Below are 19,604 nucleotides of genomic sequence, written 5' to 3'. Positions count from 1 at the left end.
TTTTTGAGGTGAATCACAGAGCACGCCGTGCGGCAGCAAACCTGGAGGTACAGCCATGAACTGGGAGTTGCCCAGCCCCTTCGTCATCGATATCGAAGTGGCGGCAGAGGACATCGACGGTCTCGGCCATGCCAACAATGCGGTGTACGTGAGCTGGCTGGAGCGTTGCGCCTGGCGCCATTCGCAGTTCCTGGGGCTGGATCTGGCCGAATATCGCCGCCTGGACCGGGCCATGGCGGTGGTGCGTCACGAGATCGACTATCTGGCCAGTGCCTATGAGGGGCAGCAACTGCAGATGGGGACCTGGATCGTCGAGTCCGATCAGCGTCTGAAGATGGATCGTCGTTTCCAGCTGGTACGCCCCGAGGATGGGATGACGTTGCTCAGGGCCAAGACCACCTTCGTCTGCATCGAACTGTCCAGCGGCCGCCCCAAGCGCATGCCGGAGGAGTTCGTCGAGGGCTACGGCAAGGCGTTGATGCCGCCTTATCCGCTGGAGCTGTAAGGGCGCTCAGTCGATCAGCGGTGTGAGAAACACCTGCTGTGGTTCCACCATGATGGCGAACTGGCGGGTCTCGCCGGGGCGCAGCAGGACCGATTGTGAGGCATCCGGTCCGCGGCCGCCGCAGTAGCCATCCGGCGACAAGGCCACGGCGACACTCAGCTCGCCGCTGGGCAGATCCAGGCTGGTGTGCTCGCCGGGACCCAGTTTCGCTACCACCTGCTGGTTGACGTAGAGCTCGACGTCGCAGGCGTTCGGCGCATTGCTGTCGCGGCTGACCATCAGACGGCCGGGGGCTTCGGTCACCGGGGCTGCCGGTACCTTTTCGATACCCGCAGGCAGTGCATCGCCAGCCTGTGCCCCCAGGCTGCAGATAGTCAGAGCGATGAGTGCGGAATAGCGCATGGCGGCTTCCTCCATAAATGTCTGGACCGGCAGCCGGCCCATCGTTCGCGTTGCGCGCAGCGCCACGGACGAGGTTGGCAGCAATGACGTTCAAAGCCGGTGCGCAGCGCCCAAGTTCAGTTTGTGCACTGGGCATTCTCGGTTTCTTCCCCTCGCCTGAGCTTTGCTCGACGACTTTTCGTACAGAACCTACACTGTTCGCCCATTTTTTCCGGACAACCTCATGCAAATCGCTCTGGCGCCCATGGAGGGGCTGGTCGACGAGATTCTGCGCGACGTACTGACCCGTATCGGCGGTATCGACTGGTGCGTCACCGAGTTCATTCGTGTGAGTGAGCGGCTGCTGCCCGCTGCCACCTACCACAAGCTGGCGCCGGAGCTGTTCAACGGCTCGCGGACCCAGGCCGGTACGTCGATGCGCGTGCAGTTTCTTGGCTCCGATCCGCAGTGCCTGGCCGACAACGCCGCTTTTGCCTGCACCCTTGGCGCGCCCGTGATCGATCTCAACTTCGGTTGCCCGGCCAAGACGGTGAACAAGTCGCGCGGTGGTGCGGTGCTGCTCAAGGAACCTGAGTTGCTGCATGCCATCGTTCGCGAAGTGCGGCGCACGGTGCCGGCCGAGATTCCGGTGACGGCAAAGATGCGCCTGGGTTTCGAAGACAAGGACGGAGCGCTGGACTGCGCGCGGGCGCTGGCCGAAGGCGGGGCGAGCCAGATCGTCGTGCATGCGCGCACCAAGGTCGAAGGATACAAACCGCCGGCGCACTGGGAATGGGTCGCGCGGGTGCAGGATGTGGTGGCCGTGCCGGTATTCGCCAACGGTGAGGTATGGACGCTGGACGATTGGCGCCGTTGCCGCGAGATCAGTGGCGTGGATGACATCATGCTGGGCCGTGGCCTGGTATCGCGTCCCGGCCTGGCGCGGCAGATCGCGGCGCTCAGGGCAGGCGAGGAACCCGAGGAAATGAGCTGGGCCGAGCTGCAGCCGCTGTTGCTCGATTTCTGGCAGCAGGCACGGCGCAAGCTGGCGCCGCGCTACGCACCAGGGCGTCTGAAACAGTGGCTGGCCATGCTCACGCGGACCTACCCGGAGGCGGTCGCATTGTTCGCCGAGGTTCGTCGTGAGCAGGATTGCGAACGCATCGACCAGTTGCTGGTGCTGCCCCGGCAAACCGCATTGAATGAATTTTCCGGCTCTTGAAAAAACTCCGACCGACCTCAGATAAGTGGCTGCGGGATGCCGAAGTCGGGTTCCGCGAAATGACCCTTGCTGATATTTCAGGAGAATACTCATGAGCAACGTACTGTCCCTGGCTCCTCTGTTTCGCCAGTCCGTCGGTTTCGACCGTTTCAACGATCTTTTCGAATCTGCCCTGCGCAGCAATGACGCCGGCAGTTCCTATCCTCCCTACAACGTCGAGAAGCACGGCGAAGATCATTACCGCATTGTGGTCGCGGCTGCCGGCTTCGAGGAAGACGATCTGGAGCTGCAGGTCGAGCGGGGCGTGCTGACCGTAGTCGGCAACAAGCGTGATCGCAGCGCCGAGAGCATCAGCTACCTGCATCAGGGCATCGCCCAGCGCGCGTTCAAGCTGTCCTTCCGCCTGGCCGACCATATCGAGGTCAAGGGCGCCAATCTGGTCAACGGGCTGCTCCATGTCGATCTGGAGCGTATCGTCCCGGAAGAGGCCAAGCCCAAGCGTATCCCCATCGGCAACCAGCGTCCGGCGCTGGAAAACTGAGTCGATGCTGAAAAAAGGGCGCCCTGCGGGGCGCCTTTTCGTTCGGCTTCAGCCGATCTGCATGCCCAGCAGGTCACGGAAGGCAGTCTGCGGTAGCGGTTTGCTGAACAGATAGCCCTGGTAGAGATGGCAGCCCTGCGCCTGCAGGAATTTCAGCTGGTCCTGCTGTTCGACGCCCTCGGCGATCAGCGCCAGGCCCAGGCTGCGTGCCATGGCGACGATGGCGCGGATGATCTCGGCGTCGTTGGGGTCGTTGGTCGCATCGCGTACGAACGACTGGTCGATCTTCAGCATGTCCACCGGCAGGCGCTTGAGGTAGGTCAGCGAGCTGTAGCCGGTGCCGAAGTCATCCATGGCGAAGCTGACGCCATGTTTCTTCAGGCGCAGCATCTTGCCCACGGTGTCGTCGATGTTCTGAATGACGATGCCTTCGGTGATTTCCAGCTTGAGCATGGCGTTGGGCAACTGGCTGTCGCGCAGGCTGCTGGCCACACGCTCGACGAAGTCGTGCTGGCGGAACTGACGAGGGCTGATATTCACGCACAGGCTGAAACGCTCGTCATCGATCAGGCCTTCAGTCAGCAGTTGGGAGCAGAAGTGACAGGCTTCGGCCAGTACCCAGCCGCCGACTTCGACGATCAGGCCGCTTTCTTCCAGCACCTGGATGAAGTGCGCCGGTGACTGCGGGCCCAGCTGCGGGTGCTGCCAGCGCAGCAGTGCTTCGGCGCCGACCACCTTGCCGTCACGGGCGTCGACCTGCGGCTGGAAGTGCAGTTCGAACTCGCCGCGAGCCAGGGCCAGCCGTAGATCGTTCTCCAGGCGCAGGCGGGCGCTGGCGGCTTCCTGCATGGTGGTGCGAAACAGCTGGATGGCGTTGCGGCCGGAATCCTTGGCGCGGTAGAGGGCGATGTCGGCGCGTTTGAGCAGATCCGCCGGCGTGTTGCCGTGGTCCGGAATCAGCGCCACGCCGATGCTCGGGGTCACCTGCAGGCGGTGGCCATCGAGCAGCATCGGTTCGGCGAGCAGCTGGCGTAGTTTTTCGGCAACCTGGCGGACCTGGCGGGTGACTTCCGAGCGTTTGCCTTCCAGGCCGGAGAGTAGCACCACGAACTCGTCGCCGCCCAGACGCGCCACGGTGTCTTCCAGGCGCACGCTGGCTTCTAGGCGCGCGGTGACCAGACGCAGCACGGCGTCGCCGACCGGGTGTCCGAGCGAGTCGTTGATGTGCTTGAAGTGATCGAGATCGAGGAAAAGCAGGGCGCCGCGCAGGTCATGGCGCTTGAGCAGGGAGATCTGCTGGGTCAGGCGATCCATCAGCAGGGCGCGATTGGGCAAATTGGTCAGTGCATCGTGATAGGCCAGGTGCTGCACCTGCGCCTGGGCCTGTTTGAGCTCGCTGATGTCGCGCGCGGTCAGCAGCAGGCAGGGCATGCCGTCAAGCTCGAGAGGCTGTACGGAGACGTCCACCAGGCGAACCTCGCCGTTGCGGGGCTTGCCGTGCATTTCCAGATGCAGCACCTGGCCATGGCGAGCCAGTTGCTCGAGCAGTTGCTGGCGTTCCTCCGGGAAGGCCCAGATGTCCATCTCGAATGCCGTACGCCCGAGTACCTCGTCCGGCGCATAGCCGGTGAGGCGGGTGAAACCTTCGTTGACCTCGATGTAGCGGGCGCTGTCCCGCTCGGTGATGGTGATGGCGTCGGGGCTGGAATGAAACGCCTTGGCGAACTTCTCCTCCGAGGCAATGACGCGTTGCTCGCGGATGACCCGCTCGCTGATGTCGACCAGGGTGCCGACCATGCGCAGTGGCTGGCCGGCCTCATCGAACTGCAGTTTGGCGGTGCTTTCGAGATAGCGCAGGCCGCCGTTCTCCAGCTGCACGCGGTAGGTGACCTGATAGTGGTTGCGGTGTTCCTGGGCCAGCTGCTGGTAGCTCTGGCGCAGGTTATGTCGGTCCGCCATGGGTACGTGGCGGAAGAAATCGAGAAAGGTGCCTTCGAACGCTACCGGCTCCAGCCCCTGCAACTGTGACGCCCGGGCGCTGGCAATCAGTCGATTGCCGGGAATATCCCAGTCCCAGGTGCCGAGGTCGGCAGATTCCAGCGCAAGGCGCAGGCGCTGCTTGCTTTCGTTGAGAGCCTGTTCCTGCGCGCGCTGTTCGGTGATGTTGCGTACGGTGAGCACCAGGCAGGTGCGGCCGTCGAGTTCGATTTCGCCACCGAACAACAGGTTGCTGGTGACGCTGCCATCACGGCTGAAAAGCCGCACTTCGAGGTTGTTCAGGTGCCCGCCGTGCAAGGCTTGGAGCATGCGCTGGCGGTCACCGGGATCAGCCCAGATGCCAAGCTCCAGCGAGGTGCGCCCCACGGCCTCGGTGCTGCTCCAGCCGAACTGTCGTTCGAAACTCCGGTTCACCTCGATGAAGCGCCCGCTCTCCCGGTCGGTGATGGCCACCGCATCCGGCGTGTGCATGAAGGCCTTGGCGAACTTTTCCTCGCTGGCGCGCAACGCGTTTTCCGCGCGCTTGCGCTCACTGGTGTCGAGGAAGGTGCAGAGCAACAGGCGATCGCCCTGCAGTTCGATGTACTGACTCGACAGCACACCGTCGAGAATCTCGCCTGTACGGGTGCGCAGCTGTACTTCCTGAATTATCGGCTCACTGCTCAGCGGCGCCTGCTGACGCAACTGGTCGCGCTGACTGGCATGCACCCAGATGTTCAGATCATGGGTAGGGTGGCCAACAATTTCGTTGGCGTGCCAGCCGAAGGCATGGGTGAAGTGTTGATTGACCTCGACGATCTCGCTGCTGTCGAAGCGAACCAGCATCATGATGTCGGGGCTCAGGCGGAACAGACTGGCGAAGCGCTCCTCGGAGGCGCGCAGCGCTTCGGCACGCTCCTGCTGGGCGGTGATATCGCGGATCACGCCGAACATGCGTGGCTGGCCGTCGGCCTCGCGCTGCAGGCTGCCGGTGATCTCCAGCCAGTGCAGGCTGCCATCGGGCCAGCGGATGCGATGGCGCAGAGCGTTGGAAACCTGTTCGCCCCTGAGAATGGCGCGGAACTTTGCCAGGACCTCTGCGCGTTCCTCTTCGGGAATCAGCTCCATGTAATGCAGCTCCCGGGTCACCGGGCGATTGGGGTCGAGACCAAACAGTGCCTGGGCGCCGCGCGACCAGTTCACCTGGCCACTGCGGATGTCCCAGTACCAGGTACCGAGATGGGCGCCGTTCAGCGCAGCCAGCAAACGCGGCGCGTCTTGCCAGGTTTTCTCGAACTCGGCGGGATCCATCGCCGGTATGTGTGGCAGGGGCGGGGTCTGGTCAGTCGATCTGGCCATGGCCGAACCTTTCTCCGGAGGGCGCAATGCGCGGGGCGGGCATAAATGGCATGAGGGCACTTTTCTTATCGTTATGTCGCCACGTTAGTCTGAGGCCGGCCGCCTATGCAAGGTCGTCACGCTGGCTGTCGAGCAGATCCATGAACGCCCGCGCCGCATTGGACAGCGTGCGCTCGGTATGCAGGATGTAGCCCAGCTGACGGCTCAGCTGGATACCGGGGATCGGCAGACGCGCCACCTGTTCGTCGAGCATGGTGCGCGGCAGTACGCTCCAGGCCAGGCCGATGGAAACCATCATCTTGATGGTTTCCAGGTAGTTGGTGCTCATGGCGATGTTCGGTGTCAGGCCCTGGGCCTCGAACAGACGCTGCACGATGTGGTGGGTGAAGGTATTGCCTCCGGGGAACACCGCCGGGTGCTGCGCCACATCGGCCAGGCTGATCACCTGGCTGCGTGCCAGCGGGTGTTCGGGCGCCGCCACGAAATCCAGCGGGTCGTCCCATACGGCGACGGCGCGAATCGGTTCGCGAGTTTCCGGGGCAAGGGTGATCACTGCCAGCTCGGCGCGACCATGCAGGACTTCCTCATAGGCCACTTCCGAATCGAGGAACTGAATGTCCAGTGCCACTTGCGGATGGGCGCGGGTGAAGGCGCGTAGCAGGGCGGGCAGGCGATGCAGGCCGATGTGGTGGCTGGTGGCCAGGGTTAGGCGCCCGCTGACTTCACCGGAGAGGTTGGTCAGCGCCCGGCGCGTATCGTCCAGCACATTGAGGATCTGGTAGGCGCGTGGCAACAGGGCGCGGCCGGCCTGGGTCAGGCCGATTTCGCGCCCCAGGCGGTCGAACAGGCGCACGCCCAGTTGCTGTTCCAGGCCGGCGATGCGCTTGCTCACCGCCGGCTGGGTCAGATGCAGGCGCTCGCCAGCCTCGGAAAAACTGCCGGTCTCGGCGATGGCGATGAAGGCGTTGAGGTTGGCCAGATCCATGAAGCGCTCCAGGTAAGGAATGATGCATTGAGCATACATTCCGTTGTGGAATCCTTTGAATAAAAAATATGAATTTGAGTTATTTCGTGCCCGCCCATAGCATTCTCCCCATAAGCCGAAGGGCCATTTTCGCCCTGGCATGAATAAAGGCACTTCTGACTCCGGGCGGTGATAACGCAGGCAGGTTCCAGATGTGCTCAAAAGGCGCTGACGAGGTAAGGCTGATGACTGGCAAGACGCTCTACGACAAGCTCTGGGAAATGCACGAAGTGAAACGTCGCGACGACGGTTCTTCGTTGATCTACATCGATCGTCACATCCTCCACGAAGTGACCTCGCCGCAGGCGTTCGAAGGGCTGCGCCTGGCCGGACGCAAGCCGTGGCGCATCGATGCCAACATCGCCACCCCGGATCACAACGTGCCGACCACCAGAGCCGAGCGCCAGGGCGGCCTTGAAGCCATCGCCGACGAAGTATCGCGTATCCAGGTGCAGACCCTGGACGAGAACTGCGATGACTTCGGCATCCTCGAATTCAAGATGAATGACGTGCGCCAGGGCATCGTCCACGTGGTCGGCCCGGAGCAGGGCGCTACCTTGCCCGGCATGACCGTGGTCTGTGGCGACTCGCACACTTCCACCCATGGCGCCTTCGGTGCGCTGGCCCACGGCATCGGAACCTCGGAGGTCGAGCACGTGCTCGCCACCCAGTGCCTGGTGGCCAAGAAGATGAAGAACATGCAGGTTCGCGTCGAAGGCAAGCTGCCGTTCGGCGTTACTGCCAAGGACATCGTGCTCGCGGTGATCGGCAAGATCGGTACTGCCGGCGGTAATGGCCATGCCCTGGAGTTCGCCGGCAGCGCGATCCGCGACCTGTCGCTGGAAGGGCGCATGACCATCTGCAACATGTCCATCGAAGCCGGAGCCCGCGTCGGCTTGGTGGCGGTGGACGAGAAGACCATCGCCTACGTCAAGGATCGTCCGTTCGCGCCCAAGGGCGAGGACTGGGACAAGGCCGTGGCGCAGTGGCAGACCCTGGTGTCCGACGACGATGCGGTGTTCGATACCGTGGTCGAGCTGCGTGCCGAGGACATCAAGCCACAGGTCAGCTGGGGCACTTCGCCTGAGATGGTTCTGGCCGTCGACCAGAACGTGCCGGACCCGGCCCGCGAAAGCGACCCGGTGAAGAAGGATTCGATCACCCGCGCCCTGAAGTACATGGGCCTTGCCGCCAATCAGCCGATCACCGACATCAGGCTGGATCGCGTGTTCATCGGTTCCTGCACCAACTCGCGTATCGAGGACCTGCGCGCCGCCGCAGCGGTGGCCAAGGGGCGCAAAGTGGCCAGCACCGTCAAGCAGGCACTGGTGGTGCCGGGCTCCGGTCTGGTCAAGGCGCAGGCCGAAGCGGAAGGGCTGGACAAGATCTTTATCGAGGCCGGTTTTGAATGGCGTGAACCGGGCTGCTCCATGTGCCTGGCGATGAACCCGGACAAGCTGGGTAGTGGCGAACATTGCGCCTCGACCTCCAACCGCAACTTCGAAGGCCGCCAGGGCGCCGGTGGCCGTACCCACCTGGTCAGTCCGGCCATGGCTGCCGCCGCGGCGGTGACCGGTCGCTTTATCGATGTGCGCGAATTGATCCAGGCCTGAGGAGTCAGATGATGAAAGCCTTTACCCAACACACCGGCCTGGTCTGCCCGCTCGACCGCGCCAACGTCGACACCGATCAGATCATTCCCAAGCAGTTTCTCAAGTCGATCAAGCGCACCGGCTTCGGCCCCAACCTGTTCGACGAGTGGCGTTACCTGGATGTCGGCCAGCCGAATCAGGACAACTCCAAGCGTCCGATCAACCCGGATTTCGTGCTCAACTTCCCGCGTTATCAGGGCGCCAGCGTTCTGCTCGCGCGCGAGAACTTCGGTTGCGGCTCCTCGCGCGAACACGCGCCCTGGGCACTGGACGAGTACGGCTTCCGTACCGTCATTGCGCCGAGCTTCGCTGACATCTTTTACAACAACAGCTTCAAGAACGGCCTGTTGCCGATCATCCTCAAGGATGAAGAGGTCGATGCGCTATTCGAGCAGGCCGAGGCCACCGAGGGTTATCAGCTGACCGTCGATCTCGAGGCCCAGACCGTGACCCGCCCCGACGGCGTGCAGTACAGCTTCGAGGTCGATGCCTTCCGCAAGCACTGCCTGCTCAACGGCCTGGACGACATTGGCCTGACCCTGCAGGATCAGGAGGCCATTCGTGCCTTCGAGGCCAGGCATCGGGAAACCAGCCCCTGGCTGTTCGGCGCGATCAAGTAAGGTATTCAGCCTGGTGCGCGGTGCGCACCGGAACAATTTTTTTCAGTGGTGCGCACGGCGCACCCTGTGTTTCGTGAGGATGTGATGAGCAAGCAGATTCTGGTTCTCCCTGGCGACGGTATCGGCCCGGAAATCATGGCCGAGGCGGTCAAGGTACTGAACCTGGCCAACGACAAGTTCGCTCTGGGTTTCGAACTGGCCTTTGACGAGTTGGGCGGCGCGGCCATCGACAAGTACGGCGTCCCGCTGGCAGACGAGACCCTTGAGCGCGCCCGCGCCGCCGATGCCGTGCTGCTGGGTGCCGTTGGCGGTCCGAAGTGGGACACCATCGACCCGGCCATTCGCCCGGAGCGCGGTCTGTTGAAAATTCGCTCGCAACTGGGTCTGTTCGGCAACCTGCGTCCGGCCATCCTCTATCCGCAACTGGCCGAGGCCTCCAGCCTCAAGCCGGAAGTGGTCGCGGGTCTGGATATTCTCATTGTGCGTGAGCTGACCGGCGGCATCTACTTCGGTCAGCCGCGTGAGAGCAAGGTGCTGGAGAGCGGCGAGCGCATGGCTTACGACACCCTGCCGTACAGCGAGAGCGAGATCCGCCGCATCGCCAAGGTCGGTTTCGACATGGCTCGCGTGCGTGGCAAGAAGCTGTGCTCGGTGGACAAGGCCAACGTTCTGGCTTCCAGCCAGTTGTGGCGCGCCGTGGTCGAGGAAGTGGCCAGGGACTATCCGGATGTCGAACTGAGCCACATGTATGTCGACAATGCCGCCATGCAGCTGGTGCGCGCACCCAAGCAATTCGACGTGATCGTCACCGACAACATGTTTGGTGACATTTTGTCTGACGAAGCTTCGATGCTCACCGGTTCCATCGGCATGCTGCCATCTGCCTCCCTGGACGCCAACAACAAGGGCATGTACGAACCCTGCCACGGATCTGCGCCGGATATCGCCGGCAAGGGTATTGCCAACCCGCTGGCCACCATTCTCTCGGTGTCCATGATGCTGCGTTACAGCTTCGGCCAGGTCGCTGCCGCCGATGCCATCGAGAAGGCGGTGAGTCTGGTGCTGGATCAGGGGCTGCGTACCGGCGACATCTGGTCCGAAGGCAAGACCAGGGTCGGTACCGCCGAGATGGGTGATGCAGTAGTCGAAGCGCTGCGTAGTCTGTAATCTTCCCAGCCCCGCCGGGGTGGTTCCGGCGGGCTGTTTATAAGGGTGTAGTCGTTATGAAACGTGTAGGTCTGATCGGTTGGCGTGGCATGGTCGGTTCCGTGCTCATGCAGCGCATGCTGGAAGAGCGGGACTTCGACCTGATCGAGCCGGTGTTCTTCACCACCTCCAATGTTGGCGGCCAGGGCCCTGCCATTGGCAAGGACATTGCTCCGCTGAAAGATGCCTACAGTATCGACGAGCTGAAAGGCCTGGACGTGATCCTGACCTGCCAGGGCGGCGACTACACCAATGAAGTCTTCCCCAAGCTGCGTGAAGCCGGCTGGCAGGGTTACTGGATCGACGCTGCTTCCAGCCTGCGCATGGACGACAGCGCGGTGATCGTGCTCGATCCGGTCAACCGCAAGGTCATCGATCAGGCGCTGGATGCCGGCACCAGGAACTACATTGGCGGCAACTGCACCGTCAGCCTGATGCTGATGGCGCTGGGCGGCCTCTACGAAGCCGGTCTGGTCGAATGGATGAGTGCCATGACCTATCAGGCGGCTTCCGGTGCCGGCGCGCAGAACATGCGTGAGCTGATCAAGCAGATGGGCACCCTTCACAGTGCGGTGGCCGATGACCTGGCTGACCCGGCCAGTGCCATCCTCGAAATCGACCGCAAGGTGGCCGAGACCATGCGTGGCGAGTCCTTTCCGGTGGACAACTTCGGCGTGCCGCTGGCCGGCAGTCTGATCCCCTACATCGACAAGGAACTGCCCAACGGGCAGAGCCGTGAAGAGTGGAAGGCTCAGGCCGAAACCAACAAGATCCTCGGTCGTTTCAAGAGTCCGATCCCGGTCGATGGTATCTGCGTGCGCATCGGTGCCATGCGTTGCCACAGCCAGGCGCTGACCATCAAGCTGAACAAGGATGTGCCGATGGCCGACATCGAAGGCCTGATCAGCCAGCACAATCCCTGGGTCAAGCTGGTGCCGAACCACCGCGAAGACTCCATCCGTGATCTCGGCCCGACTGCCGTCACCGGCACGCTGAGCGTTCCGGTCGGTCGTCTGCGCAAGCTCAACATGGGCTCGCAGTACCTGGGCGCATTCACCGTCGGCGACCAATTGCTGTGGGGTGCAGCCGAGCCGCTGCGCCGCATGCTGCGGATTCTGCTGGAGCGCTAAGCGCCACTTTGGTCATCGCCCGTTCAGCAAGGCCCTTCTGTTTATACAGAGGGGCTTTGTCTTTTATATGCGCTCAAGCCGATTGCCGGGACGCGGGGCGTGCAGTTACAGTGCCGCTCCTTCTGTGTTGTAGGTCCGTCCATGAGTCAGCCCATCAATGTCGCCCTGATCGGCGCCACCGGTAATGTTGGTGAAGCGCTGGTCGAATTGCTCGAAGAGCGCGAATTTCCGATCAGGGATCTGCATCTGCTGGCCAGCAGCGAGTCGGCGGGGCAGAGCCTTTCGTTTCGTGGTCGTCAGGTGCGGGTCAGGTCGCTGGAGGCTTTCGACTTTTCTCAGGTGCAATTGGCATTCTTCGCTGCGGGCGCGGAAGTCACGCGCGCCTGCCGTGAGCGCGTGCTGGCGGCCGGCTGTTCACTGATCGATCTGAGCGCTGCGTTGCCGCTGGAGCAGGCACCCTGCGTACTGCCCGAACTGGGCGTCGATGGGTTGCCGGCGCTGACCAGGCCGTGGTGTGTCAGTGCGCCGACCCCTTCGGCGGTTGCCTGCGCATTGGTGTTGTCGGCATTGAAATCGGTACTGAATCCGCAGCGTTTGCAGCTGACGGCCATGTTGGCCATCTCCACCTTGGGGCGCGGTGGCGTGCAGGAGTTGGCGCGCCAGACCGCCGAGTTGCTCAACGCCCGCCCGCTGGAGCCCAAGACGGTGGATCGGCAGGTCGCCTTCAATTTGCTGGCGCAGATCGGCGAAGTGGACCAGCAGGGGCATGCGCAGCTGGAAAAGCGTCTCGCTGAGGAGGTCCGGCAATTGTTAGGTCTGCCCGGGCTTCCCGTTGCTGCAACTTGCGCCCTGGCGCCGGTGTTCTTTGGTGACAGCCTTGCGGTTGGCGTGCAATCCGATGCAGATATAGATGTCGCAGCCGTGCAGCAATTGCTCGAAGCAGCGCCAGGCATAGAGCTGGTAGAGGCGGGCGACTATCCGACAGCAGTGGGTGATGCGGTGGGGCAGGATCAGGTTTATGTCGGACGAGTTCGCCATGGCGTCGGCGATTCAACGCAACTCAATTTGTGGATTGCGTCTGATAATGTAAGAAAAGGCGCCGCTCTGAATGCTGTGCAGATAGCTGAGTTATTGATAAAACACTATCTGTAAAAGATACTTACCTAGAAATTTGAAGAATCTTTCTAGCTTGGCAATACTGGCTGAGTTGATTGCTGAATGGGGAACCGCTCTTGGAGCGGAGGCAGGCAGCAGTTCTCAAGACCCTCTCGCATGCCGAGAAAAAAAGATAAGACAAGGGATAACGCTATGATTCGGGTTCGCAAACTGGTGCTGGCAATCGCAGCCGCTTCCGCGCTGTCTTCCGGTATGGCGCATGCGTTGGGGTTGGGTGAAGTTACCCTGCAGTCCTCGCTGAATCAGCCATTGGTGGCGGAGATCGAATTGCTGGAGGTTCGCGACCTGGCCTCCAATGAGGTGATTCCAACCCTCGCGTCCCCCGAGGAGTTCGTCAAGGCGGGTGTTGATCGTCAGTACTTTCTGACCGACCTCAAGTTCACTCCCGTATTGAAGCCTAATGGCAAGAGCGTTATTCGCGTCACTTCGAACAAGGCAGTGCGCGAGCCCTATCTCAACTTCCTGGTGGAAGTACTCTGGCCGAATGGCCGCCTGCTGCGTGAGTACACGCTGCTGCTCGATCCGCCACTGTATTCTCCGCAAACCACGGTAGCCGCTGCGCCGCAACTGCCGGTTGCCGCGCCTGCGCCGCGCCCGGCTGTTGTTCCCGCCGCTGCGCCGAGCAGTGCACCTGCTACCGCGTCGCGTCCTGCCGCGTCGGCTCCGGCTTCGAACAGCATCTCTGGTAACGAATACAAGACCACTGCCAACGATACGCTGTGGGAAATTGCCCAGCGCGTCGGCGGTGGTTCGGTCAACCAGACCATGCTGGCCATTCAGGATCTGAATCCGGATGCCTTCATCGGCGGCAATATCAACCGTATGAAGAGCGGCCAGGTGCTGCGTCTGCCGGATGAGCAGCAGATTCGCAGTCGCAGTGCTGTCGAGGCGATTGCCCAGGTTGCCGAACAGAATGCTGCCTGGCGCGAAGGCCGTGCCGTTGCTTCGCGTCAGCTGGATGCCACCCGTCGTAGCACCGCCGGTTCCGCACCTGCCACTGCCGAATCGACTGACAGCCTGAAACTGGTGGCGGCTGACGCTGGTCAGTCCACTCGCGGTAGCGATACCGGTTCGGCCAACAGCAAGGCGCTGGCCGACAAGCTGGCCGTGACTCAGGAAAGTCTGGATTCGACTCGTCGCGAGAATGCCGAGCTGCAAAGTCGGGTGAGCGATCTGCAAAGTCAGCTGGACAAGCTGCAGCGCCTGGTCGAACTGAAAGACAGTCAGCTGGCCAAGCTGCAGGCCGATCTCTCGGCAGCTCCTGCTCCGGCTGCTGCTGATGAACCGGCCACGGAAACTCCGGCTACGGAGCCCGAAGCGGCTCCGCCTGTGTCGGAGGCGGCAACTCCACCCGTGTCGCCGCCTGAGGGGGCAGAACCTGACTACAACTATTCCGAGGAGCCGGGGGCGTCTGTCGAAGACAGCGCCGCCACTACCGAACAGCCGGCCGAGGAGCCGGCTGCTGCCGTTGAGCCTGTTGCTCCGGTGAAACCTGCCGCTCCGGCCACACCTGTCGAAGCGGCCAAGCCCGTAGCGCCTGCTCCGGCTCCGCAGAGCTTCCTCGATGACCTGATGGCCAACCCGATGACCCTGGGGCTGGCAGGTGGTGGTGCGCTGCTGGTTCTGCTGTTGGCTCTGATGGCGTTGTCGCGTCGCAATGCCATGAAGGAAGCCGAGTTGCAGGACGAACTGGCCGGTGATCTGTCGCAGGATCAGGCGTTCGCGTCCGATCTGGAGATGCCTGAGGACAGCTTCGCGGGGCTCGATGACGAACCTGCCGCCCAGGCCGCTCCGGTCGCTGGCGAAGAGCGCGTTACCGCGCAGACCGGCGATGCGCTGGGTGAGGCAGATATCTACATCGCCTATGGCCGCTTCAATCAGGCTGCCGAACTGCTGCAGAACGCGATCAACGACGAGCCGCATCGTGCCGATCTGCGTCTGAAGCTGATGGAGGTATACGCCGAGCTGGGTGATCGCGAAGGCTTTGCCCGTCAGGACAACGAGCTGCGCGAAATCGGCGGAGTGAATGCTGAGGCCGAGCAGCTGAAATCCAGGTATCCGGCGATCGCTGCCTTTGCCGGTGCCGGTGCTGCCGCCGCCGCGGCGTCCGTCGAGGACGACCTGGGCGATTTCAGTCTGGATGACCTGAGCCTGGACGAGCTCGTCGCTGAAGCACCTGCTGCCACTGCGGGTGGCGACCTGGATGATGCATTCGACCTGAGCCTGGATGAGCTAGAGGCTGATCTGGAAAGCGATCTTCAGCATGCCAAGACCGACGAAGCGCCACTGTCGCTGGATAATGATCTGGACTTCGGCCTGATCGACGAGCCCGCTGCACCGGCCGCTTCCGCTGATGATGACCTGGCCTTCGATCTGGCTCTGGGTGATGACAAGGTGGAACTGTCTCAGTCGGCCGATGATCTCTCTGAATTCAGTCTCGACCTGGACGAGCCGGCTGCAGTGGCCAGCGACGAAGGTGATGATTTCCTGCTGAGCCTCGACGATGACGCGCCGCTGAGTCAGTCCGAGGATGATCTGTCCGGCCTGAGCCTCGATCTGCCGGAAGAAGCTCCGGCTGCCGATCTCGACCTGCCGGCCGATTTCGACCTGTCGCTCGAAGATGAAGCGCCGGCTCAGCCAGCAGCCGAAGCTGACAGCTTTGCGGCCCAGCTGGATGAGGTGACTGCCGAGCTGGACCAGTTGTCGACTGACTTCGACGAGCCGCAGGCAGCTCCGCTTGCAGCAGCCGACAGCCTGTCCGGCGACCTGGGCGGTGACGACGATTTCGACTTCCTCTCGGGTACCGATGAGACCGCGACCAAGCTCGATCTGGCGCGCGCCTATATCGACATGGGGGATACCGAAGGCGCTCGCGACATTCTCGATGAAGTGGTTGCCGAGGGTAACGACGAACAGCAGCAGGAAGCTCGCGAGATGATTGCCAAGCTGGTTTGATCGATTCCATGTCTGAAGCAGTACCTGTAGCGGCCGCCGAAATGGCGGCCGCTGGCTTTTCCAGAGTCGCCCTTGGTCTCGAATACAAGGGCGCGCGCTACCGCGGCTTCCAGCGTCAGGCTGGCAATGTCGCCTCTATCCAGGGTTGTCTGGAGGATGCACTGTCAAAAGTCGCGGGCGGCGCGCCGGTCAATATTCATTGCGCCGGGCGTACCGATGCATCGGTGCACGCCAGTGGGCAGGTGGTTCATTTCGATACCGATGTCGAGCGACCGCTGCACGCCTGGATCATGGGCGCCAACATGAACCTGCCCAAGGACATAAGCGTGACCTGGGCGAAGGTGATGCCGGCGCATTTTCACGCGCGTTTCAGCGCGATGGCGCGGCGTTATCGCTACGTGATCTACAGTGATCCGATTCGTCCGGCGCATATGGCCGAAGAGGTGACCTGGAATCACCGGCCGCTGGATGTGGCGCGCATGCGTGAAGCTGCTCGTGCTCTGGTTGGCACGCATGATTTCAGTTCGTTTCGCGCCAGTCAGTGTCAGGCCAAGTCGCCGATCAAGACCGTGCATCATCTGGAGGTGATCGAGCACGGTTGTTTCATCGTACTGGATATTCGGGCCAACGCCTTCCTGCATCACATGGTGCGCAATATTGCCGGCGTGCTGATGGCCATCGGCGCCGGAGAGCGGCCAGTCGAGTGGGTCAGCGAGGTGCTGGCGCGTGCGGAGCGACGCAGTGGTGGCGTGACCGCGCACCCCTATGGGCTTTATCTGGTTCAGGTTGAATACCCCGAAGAGTTCGACTTGCCGGCACGTTACCTTGGCCCGCATTTCCTCTCCGGCCTGGTAGATGTGCGGCAGACCTGAGCCTTTGTTACCATCCGGCGCTCGACAGGCAGAAGGTGAAGCGAATGCGTGTGCGCAGCAAGATTTGCGGCATTACCCGGGTGGAAGATGCGCTGGCGGCCGTTGCGGCCGGGGCTGATGCCATCGGTCTGGTGTTCTATGCCAAGAGCCCGCGTGCGGTGAGTCCCGAGCAGGCTGCTGCGATCGTGCAGGCGTTGCCGCCGTTCGTGACCAGCGTCGGCCTGTTCGTGAACATGCCGCGTGACCAGTTGCAGGCTCTGCTGCGGCAAGTGCCGCTGGATCTGTTGCAGTTTCACGGCGACGAATCGCCTGCCGACTGTGAAGGGTATGGTCGTCCCTATATAAAGGCGCTGCGTGTACGCCCCGATGAAGACCTTGCTGCCACCATTGCGAACTACTCTGGAGCTCGGGGCATTCTGCTCGACACCTTCGTTGAAGGCGTGCCCGGTGGAACCGGGGCGACTTTCGACTGGTCACTTGTGCCGTCGGACATCGCCAAACCGATCATCCTTGCCGGTGGCCTGGAGGCGAGCAACGTTGCCGCCGCCATTCGCCAGGTCAGGCCCTATGCCGTCGATGTCAGCGGCGGGGTAGAAGCCAGTAAAGGCATAAAGGATGCAAACAAAATTCGTGTATTCGTGCAGGCGGTGCATGGCGCGCAATGTGACGGCGATTGAGGCAGGGCCGTCAATTAGCCTGTTAGCCGCCATGGCCCGTTTCCACGGGTATGGGCACGGTATAAAAGAATTGCTGGAGATGGGCGCCGCAGTGGGGCGTTCATCCGAACCAACGGTTATGGAGAAATGACAGCATGAGCAACTGGTTGGTAGACAAACTCATTCCCTCGATCATGCGTTCCGAGGTGAAAAAGAGCTCTGTGCCCGAGGGCCTGTGGCACAAATGTCCGTCCTGTGATGCCGTGCTTTATCGCCCCGAGCTGGAAAAGACCCTCGACGTCTGCCCCAAGTGCAATCACCACATGCGTATCGGCGCTCGTGCGCGTCTCGATATCTTCCTCGATGCCGATGGGCGCGAGGAGATCGGCGCTGATCTGGAGCCGGTGGACCGCCTGAAGTTCCGTGACAGCAAGAAGTACAAGGATCGCCTGGCCGCTGCGCAGAAGCAGACCGGCGAGAAAGATGCGCTGATCTCCATGAGCGGAACTCTCGAAGGCATGCCGATCGCCGTTTGTGCATTCGAGTTTTCCTTCATGGGCGGTTCCATGGGCGCCATCGTCGGCGAGCGTTTCGTCCAGGCTGCCAATGTCGCGCTGGAAAAACGCTGCCCGCTGGTGTGCTTCTCCGCATCCGGTGGTGCGCGCATGCAGGAGGCACTGATCTCGCTGATGCAGATGGCCAAGACTTCCGCTGCGCTGGCGCGTCTGCGTGAAGAGGGTCTGCCGTTCATCTCCGTATTGACCGATCCGGTATACGGCGGTGTTTCTGCCAGCCTGGCCATGCTGGGTGACGTGATCGTGGCCGAGCCGAAGGCGCTGATCGGCTTCGCCGGCCCACGCGTGATCGAGCAGACCGTGCGCGAGAAGCTGCCGGAAGGCTTCCAGCGCAGCGAGTTCCTGCTGGAGCACGGTGCTATCGACATGATCATTCCGCGCAACGAGTTGCGCCCGCGTCTGGCGCGCCTGCTGGCGCAGCTGATGAATCGTCCTTCCCCGGTCTCCCTGCCGGCCACTGCATGACCGAGCGTAGCCTGGGCGAGTGGCTCGCCTACCTCGAGCAATTGCATCCCTCGGCCATCGACATGGGCCTGGAGCGCTCGCGCGAGGTGGCGCGCAGGCTCGGCCTGGGCAAACCTGCGCCGCTGGTGATCACCGTCACGGGCACCAACGGCAAGGGCTCCACCTGTGCCTTTCTCGCCAGTCTGATCAGGGCCAATGGGCAACGCGTAGGTGTCTACAGTTCGCCCCATCTGCTCCGTTACAACGAACGTGTGCTTCTGGACGGGCACGAGGCGAGTGACGAGGCACTGTGCCAGGCCTTCGCTGCGGTCGAAGCCGCTCGTGGCGAGGTATCGCTGACCTACTTCGAGATGGGAACGCTGGCCGCCTTCTGGCTGTTCGAGCGTGCCGGGCTGGATGCCGTGGTGCTCGAAGTCGGCCTGGGCGGACGCCTGGATGCTGTCAATCTGGTGGACGCCGATCTGGCGCTGATCACCAGTATTGGTCTCGATCACGCCGACTGGCTGGGAGATACCCGTGAGTCGGTGGCCTTCGAAAAAGCCGGAATCATGCGCGCCGGCAAACCTGCCTTGTGCGGTGATCTGGATCCGCCACTACCGTTGCTGCGCGAGGTGGCGACTCTCGATGCGTCGCTGTACCTGCGGGGGCGTGATTATGATCTGAGCATCGAGTCACAGGCATGGTCCTGGTATGGCCTTGATGCGCAGGGCCAGGTGTTACGCCTGGAGGAATTGCCTCTTCTCGATCTGCCGATGGAGAACGCTGCGCTGGCGCTGCAGGCCTATGCGCTTCTGCCGCTGCCCTGGGAGCCGCAGCAGATCGAGCAGGCCTTGCTCACTACACGGGTAACCGGACGTCTGGATCGGCGCGCGCTGGATTGGCGAGGCAAGCCACTCACACTGTTGCTCGATGTTGGGCATAATCCACATGCAGCCGATTATCTGGCGCAGCGCCTGGAAAGTCGTCCGCCGAGTGGGAAACGCTGGGCGGTGTTCGCGCTGTTGGCCGATAAGGATTTGCCCGGGGTTGTCGCACCGCTCCTGAGTCTGGTTTCCGGCTGGGCGGTGGCACCACTGGATACGCCGCGTTCACGTTCTGCTGGCGAGCTGGCCGGGTACCTGCAAGCCCAGGGGGCTGCAGTGGCGCAATACACGGACGTGCGTGCTGCCCTTGAAGCGCAGTGTGAACAGGCCGCCGAGGGTGACGAAATACTGTTGTTCGGATCGTTTTTCTGCGTGGCCGAGGCCCTGGATTGGCTGGCCCGGCCGGCTTGATAAGGGGATTGGGG

At 62.4% G+C, this 19,604-nt stretch carries 16 protein-coding genes; 13 read left to right on the top strand and 3 right to left on the bottom strand.

The window, feature by feature from the left end; all coding sequences use genetic code 11:
- The first annotated feature begins 55 nt into the window (after positions 1-55).
- Positions 56-505 carry an acyl-CoA thioesterase gene (locus OEG79_RS12565; RefSeq protein ID WP_264145349.1) on the top strand — a complete coding sequence of 150 codons (450 nt, stop codon included), beginning with the start codon at positions 56-58 and terminating at the stop codon, positions 503-505.
- Positions 506-511: 6 nt separating this feature from the next.
- Here the strand turns inward: OEG79_RS12565 and OEG79_RS12560 are convergent, their stop codons facing one another.
- Positions 512-907: a hypothetical protein gene (locus tag OEG79_RS12560; protein ID WP_264145348.1), complete on the bottom strand. Its 396-nt coding sequence runs from the start codon at positions 905-907 to the stop codon at positions 512-514.
- 223 nt (positions 908-1,130) lie between these two features.
- Between OEG79_RS12560 and OEG79_RS12555 the strand changes: the two genes are divergently transcribed.
- Positions 1,131-2,108 (top strand): tRNA dihydrouridine synthase, encoded by a 978-nt coding sequence (locus OEG79_RS12555; RefSeq protein ID WP_264145347.1) that lies wholly within the window; start codon positions 1,131-1,133, stop codon positions 2,106-2,108.
- Between the two features lie 91 nt (positions 2,109-2,199).
- Entirely contained in the window at positions 2,200-2,649 is a 450-nt protein-coding gene (locus OEG79_RS12550) for an Hsp20 family protein (RefSeq protein WP_264145346.1), read from the top strand.
- 48 nt (positions 2,650-2,697) lie between these two features.
- On the opposite strand, the gene OEG79_RS12545 is transcribed toward OEG79_RS12550, so the two are convergent.
- Positions 2,698-5,985 (bottom strand): PAS domain S-box protein, encoded by a 3,288-nt coding sequence (locus tag OEG79_RS12545; RefSeq protein ID WP_264145345.1) that lies wholly within the window; start codon positions 5,983-5,985, stop codon positions 2,698-2,700.
- Positions 5,986-6,088: 103 nt separating this feature from the next.
- Complete coding sequence (locus OEG79_RS12540) at positions 6,089-6,970, bottom strand: LysR family transcriptional regulator (RefSeq protein WP_264148717.1); 882 nt, start codon at positions 6,968-6,970, stop codon at positions 6,089-6,091.
- A 224-nt stretch (positions 6,971-7,194) separates the two neighbouring features.
- On the opposite strand from OEG79_RS12540, the gene leuC reads away from it, so the two are divergent.
- The 10 genes from leuC (at position 7,195) to folC (ending at position 19,590) form a co-directional block, all read left to right on the top strand.
- The gene (leuC, locus tag OEG79_RS12535) at positions 7,195-8,622 is read left to right on the top strand and encodes a 3-isopropylmalate dehydratase large subunit (protein WP_264145344.1); all 1,428 of its coding nucleotides are present in this window, start codon (positions 7,195-7,197) and stop codon (positions 8,620-8,622) included.
- Between the two features lie 11 nt (positions 8,623-8,633).
- Positions 8,634-9,281, top strand: a complete 648-nt coding sequence (leuD, locus tag OEG79_RS12530; protein ID WP_264145343.1) for a 3-isopropylmalate dehydratase small subunit — start codon at positions 8,634-8,636, stop codon at positions 9,279-9,281.
- 84 nt (positions 9,282-9,365) lie between these two features.
- Complete coding sequence (leuB, locus tag OEG79_RS12525; RefSeq protein ID WP_264145342.1) at positions 9,366-10,448, top strand: 3-isopropylmalate dehydrogenase; 1,083 nt, start codon at positions 9,366-9,368, stop codon at positions 10,446-10,448.
- A 56-nt stretch (positions 10,449-10,504) separates the two neighbouring features.
- The gene (asd, locus tag OEG79_RS12520) at positions 10,505-11,617 is read left to right on the top strand and encodes an aspartate-semialdehyde dehydrogenase (RefSeq protein ID WP_264145341.1); all 1,113 of its coding nucleotides are present in this window, start codon (positions 10,505-10,507) and stop codon (positions 11,615-11,617) included.
- 141 nt (positions 11,618-11,758) lie between these two features.
- On the top strand, positions 11,759-12,769 hold the full coding sequence (locus OEG79_RS12515) for an aspartate-semialdehyde dehydrogenase (RefSeq protein WP_264145340.1): 1,011 nt from the start codon (positions 11,759-11,761) through the stop codon (positions 12,767-12,769).
- 156 nt (positions 12,770-12,925) lie between these two features.
- Positions 12,926-15,748: a FimV/HubP family polar landmark protein gene (locus tag OEG79_RS12510; protein WP_264145339.1), complete on the top strand. Its 2,823-nt coding sequence runs from the start codon at positions 12,926-12,928 to the stop codon at positions 15,746-15,748.
- A gap of 8 nt (positions 15,749-15,756) precedes the next feature.
- Positions 15,757-16,620 carry a tRNA pseudouridine(38-40) synthase TruA gene (gene truA, locus OEG79_RS12505; RefSeq protein ID WP_264145338.1) on the top strand — a complete coding sequence of 288 codons (864 nt, stop codon included), beginning with the start codon at positions 15,757-15,759 and terminating at the stop codon, positions 16,618-16,620.
- Between the two features lie 44 nt (positions 16,621-16,664).
- Positions 16,665-17,297 (top strand): phosphoribosylanthranilate isomerase, encoded by a 633-nt coding sequence (locus OEG79_RS12500; RefSeq protein ID WP_264145337.1) that lies wholly within the window; start codon positions 16,665-16,667, stop codon positions 17,295-17,297.
- 134 nt (positions 17,298-17,431) lie between these two features.
- A complete protein-coding gene (gene accD / locus OEG79_RS12495; RefSeq protein ID WP_161865309.1) occupies positions 17,432-18,316 on the top strand; it encodes an acetyl-CoA carboxylase, carboxyltransferase subunit beta in 885 nt (294 codons plus the stop codon).
- Positions 18,313-19,590, top strand: coding sequence for a bifunctional tetrahydrofolate synthase/dihydrofolate synthase (folC, locus tag OEG79_RS12490; protein WP_264145336.1), 1,278 nt, complete (start codon positions 18,313-18,315; stop codon positions 19,588-19,590). The genes accD and folC overlap by 4 nt, the downstream gene beginning before the upstream one ends.
- The last annotated feature ends 14 nt before the right edge of the window (positions 19,591-19,604 follow it).

Origin of the sequence: Pseudomonas sp. Z8(2022) (assembly GCF_025837155.1) — a bacterium.
Taxonomy (GTDB): domain Bacteria; phylum Pseudomonadota; class Gammaproteobacteria; order Pseudomonadales; family Pseudomonadaceae; genus Aquipseudomonas.
This window is presented reverse-complemented; position numbering and strand designations above follow the sequence as displayed.

Excerpts from the sequence above, each read along its gene's own strand:
- OEG79_RS12565 (WP_264145349.1), top strand. The coding sequence starts at position 56 with ATGAACTGGGAGTTGCCCAGCCCCTTCGTCATCGATATCGAAGTGGCG.
- OEG79_RS12560 (WP_264145348.1), bottom strand. The coding sequence starts at position 907 with ATGCGCTATTCCGCACTCATCGCTCTGACTATCTGCAGCCTGGGGGCA.
- OEG79_RS12555 (WP_264145347.1), top strand. The coding sequence starts at position 1,131 with ATGCAAATCGCTCTGGCGCCCATGGAGGGGCTGGTCGACGAGATTCTG.
- OEG79_RS12550 (WP_264145346.1), top strand. The coding sequence starts at position 2,200 with ATGAGCAACGTACTGTCCCTGGCTCCTCTGTTTCGCCAGTCCGTCGGT.
- OEG79_RS12545 (WP_264145345.1), bottom strand. The coding sequence starts at position 5,985 with ATGGCCAGATCGACTGACCAGACCCCGCCCCTGCCACACATACCGGCG.
- OEG79_RS12540 (WP_264148717.1), bottom strand. The coding sequence starts at position 6,970 with ATGGATCTGGCCAACCTCAACGCCTTCATCGCCATCGCCGAGACCGGC.
- leuC (WP_264145344.1), top strand. The coding sequence starts at position 7,195 with ATGACTGGCAAGACGCTCTACGACAAGCTCTGGGAAATGCACGAAGTG.
- leuD (WP_264145343.1), top strand. The coding sequence starts at position 8,634 with ATGAAAGCCTTTACCCAACACACCGGCCTGGTCTGCCCGCTCGACCGC.
- leuB (WP_264145342.1), top strand. The coding sequence starts at position 9,366 with ATGAGCAAGCAGATTCTGGTTCTCCCTGGCGACGGTATCGGCCCGGAA.
- asd (WP_264145341.1), top strand. The coding sequence starts at position 10,505 with ATGAAACGTGTAGGTCTGATCGGTTGGCGTGGCATGGTCGGTTCCGTG.
- OEG79_RS12515 (WP_264145340.1), top strand. The coding sequence starts at position 11,759 with ATGAGTCAGCCCATCAATGTCGCCCTGATCGGCGCCACCGGTAATGTT.
- OEG79_RS12510 (WP_264145339.1), top strand. The coding sequence starts at position 12,926 with ATGATTCGGGTTCGCAAACTGGTGCTGGCAATCGCAGCCGCTTCCGCG.
- truA (WP_264145338.1), top strand. The coding sequence starts at position 15,757 with ATGTCTGAAGCAGTACCTGTAGCGGCCGCCGAAATGGCGGCCGCTGGC.
- OEG79_RS12500 (WP_264145337.1), top strand. The coding sequence starts at position 16,665 with ATGCGTGTGCGCAGCAAGATTTGCGGCATTACCCGGGTGGAAGATGCG.
- accD (WP_161865309.1), top strand. The coding sequence starts at position 17,432 with ATGAGCAACTGGTTGGTAGACAAACTCATTCCCTCGATCATGCGTTCC.
- folC (WP_264145336.1), top strand. The coding sequence starts at position 18,313 with ATGACCGAGCGTAGCCTGGGCGAGTGGCTCGCCTACCTCGAGCAATTG.